Origin of the sequence: Natronolimnobius sp. AArcel1, assembly GCF_011043775.1 — an archaeon.
Classification (GTDB): Archaea; Halobacteriota; Halobacteria; order Halobacteriales; family Natrialbaceae; genus Natronolimnobius.
The window spans coordinates 1-5,152 of record NZ_JAAKXY010000015.1 but is presented as its reverse complement, the minus strand read 5'-3'; the positions used below and the strand labels follow the sequence as shown (position 1 = coordinate 5,152).

Genomic DNA, 5,152 nt, shown 5'->3' with positions numbered 1-5,152 from the left:
CCTCGCCGCTCTGGCCGCCAAACGCCGATCGACGGAATCGAACCGTCAGTACACCGGAAGACCTAGTCTTCCGAGCCTTGGACATCCGTCCAAGATACCGTAATCGGTGTCTCCAACCGTGTGTATGTGTAGTCCAGTTTACGTCCGGACCCGTTCACCGCGTCACGGATCCAATGCGTAATATGATTATGAGTGTGTGGCTTGATCGGTTAGTGCTCGCGGGCTCAACGCCTCGTTGCCTTGGCGCGTACACCCCGAGTCTATCGAACTCGTCTTCTACGAGTGATCTCAGTGGTTCCTCGTTTTCAGGTGGGTTTCGAGCTTAGATGCGTTCAGCTCTTACCCCGTGGTGCGTCGCTGCCCGGCACTTGCTCTGTCGAACAACCGGTACACGAGTGGCACCCATTCGTAGTTCCTCTCGTACTATACGAACGTTCCCGTCAGGAACCATAACACCCCCAATAGATAGCAGCCGACCTGTCTCACGACGGTCTAAACCCAGCTCACGACCTCCTTTAATAGGCGAACAACCTCACCCTTGCCTGCTTCTGCACAGGCAGGATGGAGGGAACCGACATCGAGGTAGCAAGCCACCCGGTCGATATGTGCTCTTGCGGGTGACGACTCTGTTATCCCTAAGGTAGCTTTTCTGTCAGCAATTGGCCGCATCAAGCAGCCTAATTGGTTCGCTAGACCACGCTTTCGCGTCAGCGTCCGTCGTTGGGCCGGACACTGTCAGACTTCCGTATGCTCTTGCGCTCTTTCCCGCGTCTCCGACACGGGTGAGGAAATCTTGGGGCGCGCTCGATATCTTTTCAAGCGCGTACCGCCCCAGTCAAACTGCCCGGCTACCGGTGTCCTCCTCCCGGAGTGAGAGTCGCAGTCATCATCGGGTAGTATTTCAGTGATGGCTCGGTGGCCCGCTAGCGCGGGTACCTGTGTACCGCCTCCTACCTATGCTGCACAATGACGACCACGTCTCAGCGACAGCCTGCAGTAAAGCTCTATAGGGTCTTCGCTTCCCCTTGGGGGTCTCCAGACTCCGCACTGGAACGTACAGTTCACCGGGCCCAACGTTGGGACAGTGACGCTCTCATTGATCCATTCATGCAAGCCGCTACTGAAGCGGCAAGGTACTACGCTACCTTAAGAGGGTCATAGTTACCCCCGCCGTTAACAGGTCCTTCGTCCCCTTGTACGGGGTGTTCAGATACCTGCACTGGGCAGGATTCAGTGACCGTACGCATCCTTGCGGATTTGCGGTCACCTATGTTGTTACTAGACAGTTGGAGCGTCCGAGTCACTGCGACCTGCCCCGTAGAGGGCAGGCATCCCTTATTGCGAACGTACGGGACTAACTTGCCGAATTCCCTAACGTCGGTTACTCCCGACAGGCCTTGGCTTTCGCCGCCATGAGTACCTGTGTCGGATCTCGGTACGGACAGTATGCTCGTCTTTTCACGGGCTCTGGGTTGACCACACTTGCGCTATCCTGCTATTCGTTCGCTTCGTACCATTACGGTTTCCACGAAGTTCGGCAGTTCGACTGGGCGAGTGCCCAGCTGTGGCGGCCCCAAAGCGTCAACTTTTATTGCATACCGGCATAGGAATATTAACCTATTTCCCTTTTGTCAACTTCGAATTGCGGGTTGACTTAGGACCGGCTAACCCTCAGCTGATTAGCATTGCTGAGGAACCCTTACTCATTCGGCCGTCGGGGGTCTAACCCGACTAACGCTGCTACTATGACCAGGATTTTCGTTACTGAACGGTCCACACGAGATCTCTCCCATGCTTCCATCCGAACAGAACGCCGACCTACGCGATTGCCCGATAAAGGGCACGGCCAGGTCTCGGTGGTGGATTTGAGCCCCGATCATTTTGGGCGCCTCAAACCTCGGCCGGTAAGCTGTTACGCTTTTCTTAGAGGGTAGCTGCTTCTAAGCTCACCTCCCGGCTGTCTAGGGCTTGAGACCACCTTCGATCGCACTTAATCCACACTTGGGGACCTTAACCCGGCGCTGGGTTGTCTCCCTTACGGTACACAGGCTTACCCCGTGCACCGGACTCCTTGCGTCAAACGACGTCTGTAGGTTCGGAGTTGGACAGGGGGGCGCACTCCTCTCGGAGTGCGGTCCCCCAATCCGTCGCTCTACCCCACAGACTATCTCAGCAAAGGTCATGCTTCGACATGTTTCGGTCGGAACCAGCTGTTTCCGGATTCGATGGGCCTTTCACCCCTAGACATAGGTCACGCGAGGGTATTGTAGGACACCAACGCTAACAGACCTCCACGTGGCTTTCGCCACGCTTCGTCTTGCCCATGCCTAGATCATCCGGTTTCGGGTCGTGCCCGATTGACTCCCCGCGCTTGAACACGGCGGCCCTCACGCAAAGCGCTGCGGCCATGTCGGTTTCCCTACGCCTTCCCTGATAATCAGGTTAGACTCGTCAATCAGGCACACTCCCTGGTTCGTTTTTCAAAACGTACGACAGAACACCGGCTTCCCAATCATCTTACTGTACTCTCGCGAGTAGGTCATTATGACCGGGACCTTTTGTGCCCTGTCGTTCCATCGCCAACTGATTTCACGCCCTATTGCACCTCCCTTCGTGGGGTGCTTTTCAGCGTTCGTTCACACTACTTGTTCGCTATCGGTCTTGAGGAGTGTTTAGTCTTCCCAGTCGATGCCTGGGATATTCACGAGGGATATCCAACCCCCGATACTCTGGAGCTGACTCGTCTCTTACTCTTCTACACTACGGGACTGTCACCCTGTCTCGTGCTCTATTCCAAGAGACTTCCTGTAGAGTTTCTGAGAGTGATCGTCAGTCCGAACACCACATTGCCCGTAAGGGCTTCGGTTTGGACTGTATCGCGTTTACTCGCCGTTAGTAACGATATCTCATTACGGTTTCTTTTCCTGTCGATACTAAGATGTTTCAATTCTCGACGTTCCCCATTGCGCGAAGCAATTGCGAGGGGATTCCCATTCGGAAATCCTGTGTTCTTTCCCTCCGTGCGGGTCCCACAGGCTTTTCGCAGCTTGGCACGTCCTTCTTCAGCTCTCAAGCCGAGCGATCCACCAGCTGGCACAGTAGCCACGTTCATCGGATCGGCACTACACGAAATGTGTAATGTTGAGTGACCCGGGAACGGGTCCAGTGGACGCCTGGACTACACGTACACACGGTCGCATCTGCACGCCGGTAGACGGCCGGCCTGCATTGACCCTTCCCAGTCACACTTGCGCGGACTGGTGCATTGGTTCGTTCGGATTCAATCCTCGGCTCTTGCCCCACTTAAGGGACACGATCCGACGATTGCTTCCGAGTTATGGACCCACTGGGATTCGAACCCAGGGCATCCTCCTTGCAAAGGAGGCACTCTCCCACTGAGCTATGGGCCCACTCCCGCTCAAAGAACGGGAACTTACGGCGAGCCATGGTAGTTCTAAGGTGCCCGGTCGGCCCACAATGGGTGACCGAACGTGAAAACCGCATATGGGTCGGGGCAACGCCCCGATCCCGGTCTGTGGAGGTGATCCAGCCGCAGATTCCCCTACGGCTACCTTGTTACGACTTAAGCCCCCTTGCGGAGCCCAGATTCGACCACCAAACGGTGGCCTCATCCGGACCCCACTCGGGTGCTTTGACGGGCGGTGTGTGCAAGGAGCAGGGACGTATTCACCGCGCCCTTCTGAGGCGCGATTACTACCGAATCCAGCTTCATGCGGATGAGTTTCAATCCGCAATCCGAACTACGATCACGTTTCGGAGATTAGCGTTCCCTCTCGGGATAGCATCCCACTGTCGTGACCATTGTAGCCCGCGTGTCGCCCAGCACATTCGGGGCATACTGACCTACCGTTGCCCATTCCTTCCTCCAGTTTGGCACTGGCAGTCTCCCTAATGTACCCAGCCACCACAAGGGTGCTGCTGGCAATTAAGGACGTGGGTCTCGCTCGTTGCCTGACTTAACAGGACGCCTCACGGTACGAGCTGACGGCGGCCATGCACCTCCTCTCAGTAGGTCTAGTAAGCTCATCAAACTGACTGTCACTCCTACTGTCGATGCTGGTGAGATGTCCGGCGTTGAGTCCAATTAAACCGCAGGCTCCTCCGGTTGTAGTGCTCCCCCGCCAATTCCTTTAAGTTTCATCCTTGCGGACGTACTTCCCAGGCGGTCTGCTTCACGGCTTCCCTACGGCACACCACAGGCTCGTAGCCTGTGGCACACCTAGCAGACATCGTTTACAGCTCGGACTACCCGGGTATCTAATCCGGTTCGTGACCCGAGCTTTCGTCCCTCACCGTCGGATCCGTCTTCCAGAGGCGCTTTCGCCACCGGTGGTCCGTCCAGGATTACAGGATTTCACTCCTACCCCAGACGTACCCCTCTGGTCTTCCGGTCCCAAGCCAAGCAGTTTCTACCGGACGCCCGCGCGTTAAGCACGCGGATTTCCCGATGGACTTGCCTGGCCAGCTACGGACGCTTTAGGCCCAATAATAGCGGTCATCACTCGTGCTGCCGGTATTACCGCGGCGGCTGGCACCGGTCTTGCCCAGCACTTATTCCACCACCACCTTACGGTGGTGAAAAGCGAGGACTATATGCCCTCGCACTTGGAGTCCCCTTATCGCACTCTCGTGCAGTGTAAAGGTTTCGCGCCTGCTGCGCCCCGTAGGGCCCGGTATCTTGTCTCAGATACCGTCTCCGGGCTCTTGCTCTCACAACCCGTACCAATTACTGGCACGGTGGGCCGTTACCCCACCGTCTACCTAATCGGCCGCAGCCACATCCTCTGGCGCCTGAACATTTCACGTTCCCCGCAACTCCAGCGTGGGAACGCTATCACGGATTAGCCTCAGTTTCCCGAGGTTATCCGCGTCCAGAGGGTAGTTTGGCCACGTGTTACTGAGCTATCTGCTACGAGTCTGAACTCGTGCAACTAGCATGGCTAAATCGAACTCCAATAGCAATGACCTCCGGCAGGATCAACCGGAATGCTATCTAACTCCCCCAGAAGGGGGAGGGTCTCTTTGGCGGTGAATGTCGTATCAATACACACTCACACATAAATGGGTCCACGTTCGGCGACCCCGTCATAAACCGATCAGGCGTCACCGAACTACCATGGCTCACATCAGA

1 tRNA gene and 2 rRNA genes are annotated in these 5,152 nt (G+C 56.2%); all 3 read right to left on the bottom strand.

The features are described 5' to 3' along the window. Positions 1–191: 191 nt before the first annotated feature. Positions 192–3,111, bottom strand: a 23S ribosomal RNA gene (locus G6M89_RS22015). Between the two features lie 227 nt (positions 3,112–3,338). Beyond that, a tRNA-Ala gene (locus G6M89_RS22010) sits at positions 3,339–3,410 on the bottom strand. 126 nt (positions 3,411–3,536) lie between these two features. Further along, a 16S ribosomal RNA gene (locus tag G6M89_RS22005) occupies positions 3,537–5,009 on the bottom strand. Together the 16S and 23S rRNA genes with 1 tRNA gene alongside form the textbook arrangement of a ribosomal RNA operon. Positions 5,010–5,152: the final 143 nt, after the last annotated feature.